Source organism: Streptomyces sp. WAC06614 (assembly GCF_003949795.1).
Lineage (GTDB): Bacteria > Actinomycetota > Actinomycetes > Streptomycetales > Streptomycetaceae > Streptomyces.
Genome location: NZ_RPRY01000654.1, coordinates 1 through 1,450, shown reverse-complemented (window position 1 = coordinate 1,450; position 1,450 = coordinate 1). Strand labels below are relative to the sequence as shown.

Genomic DNA, 1,450 nt, shown 5'->3' with positions numbered 1-1,450 from the left:
CGCCCGGCCCGGGCCCCCTCGATCCGCCGCTCGGGCGGCGGGGGCTGGGTCTGGTCGCTCAGTGCTGCCATGGTGCCCACCTTCCCCCGTTCCGTCCCGCTACGCCTGCCGGGCGAGCGCGGCGGCGAGGCCCCGCGCGGGGCTGGTGAGGACCGGGACGGCCGTGCGGACCAGGGCGTCGGCGTCGGCCATGGAGGCCTGGGCCAGCACGATCACGTCGGCGCCCGTGACCGCGTCCGCGGCGGCGGCCACCCGGGCGAGGTAGCCCCCGGTGTCCCCGGCCTCGAACCGCTCCCAGGCGCCGTCGACCACGCGGGCGCGGACCCGTACGGGAGCCGCGCCGGCCTCCTCCTCGATCAGGGCCGTGGTGGGGCCCAGGGTGCTCCCGACCGCGGCCAGCACGGCGATCCGCGGCCCGAGCCGGACGGCCTCGGCGCACATCGGCCGGTCCACGCGCAGGACCGGCACGCCGAGCTCCGGAGCCAGCGCCTCCGCGACCCCACCGAGGGTGGAGCAGGTGCACAGCACCGCACCGGGCCCCTCGGCCCGGGCCCGGTCCAGCAGCTCGGGCGCGACCAGGTGCCGCAGCACGGCCCCCGGATGGTGCCGGTCGCGCAGGGCGTCGAAGACCGGGACGTGGACCGGGGAGGTGTGCAGCAGGGTCAGGCCGGTCACCACAGCCGCACACCCTTCCTCGTGCCGGACGGACGCTCAGCCGGCGGCCGCGACCGCCTGCGGGCTGCGCCGCTGCTCGGTGCCCGGGACCGGGGCGGACGGGTCCGCACCCAGCTCGACGATCCGGTTGTCCGCGTCCACGTGCACGACCTTCGGCTTCAGCGCCCGCGCCTCGGCGTCGTCCACCTGGGCGTAGCTGATGAGGATCACCAGGTCCCCGGGGTGCACCAGGTGCGCCGCGGCCCCGTTGATCCCGATGACCCCGGAGCCGCGCTCGCCCTCGATGACGTACGTCTCCAGCCGCGCCCCGTTGTCGATGTCGACGATGTGCACGAGCTCCCCGGGCAGCAGGTCGGCCGCCTCCATGAGCTCGGCGTCGACCGTCACGGAACCGACGTAGTGCAGGTCGGCCTGGGTGACGGTGGCCCGGTGGATCTTGGACTTGAACATGGTGCGAAGCATCGAGAACTCCTGGAATGTCTGCTCCCTGCCTGCGTTATTGCAGGTCAAGGGCGGTTTGCCCAGACTACAATGCGTCGCCCCCTCCGGTCAGCTCCTCTCGGGGTCCCGCTGGCATGCGGTCCGAGCGCGGCTGTGCCCGCCCCCGCCCCCCTGCGAGGCTGGGGCGCGCTCCGCCGCTCTCGAACCGCGCGCGACTGGGGCCGCGAGACGAGCTGTACCGGGTGGGCCACACGCTGTAGACGGGTCAGACCGCCCGTTACCCCGTATAACGCAACGAAGGAGCTAACGGTCACGGAGTTGTCGATGACGACCA

Annotated in this window: 2 protein-coding genes; both read right to left on the bottom strand. The window is 74.3% G+C overall.

The window, feature by feature from the left end; translation table 11 throughout:
• Positions 1 to 99 precede the first annotated feature (99 nt).
• Positions 100 to 678, bottom strand: a complete 579-nt coding sequence (locus tag EF918_RS35670) for an aspartate/glutamate racemase family protein (RefSeq protein ID WP_125652974.1) — start codon at positions 676 to 678, stop codon at positions 100 to 102.
• A gap of 33 nt (positions 679 to 711) precedes the next feature.
• A complete protein-coding gene (panD, locus tag EF918_RS35665) occupies positions 712 to 1,137 on the bottom strand; it encodes an aspartate 1-decarboxylase (RefSeq protein ID WP_125652973.1) in 426 nt (141 codons plus the stop codon).
• Positions 1,138 to 1,450 lie beyond the last annotated feature (313 nt).

Bases quoted from the DNA above. Each gene is read 5' to 3' on its own strand.
- panD (WP_125652973.1), bottom strand. From the start codon at position 1,137: ATGCTTCGCACCATGTTCAAGTCCAAGATCCACCGGGCCACCGTCACC.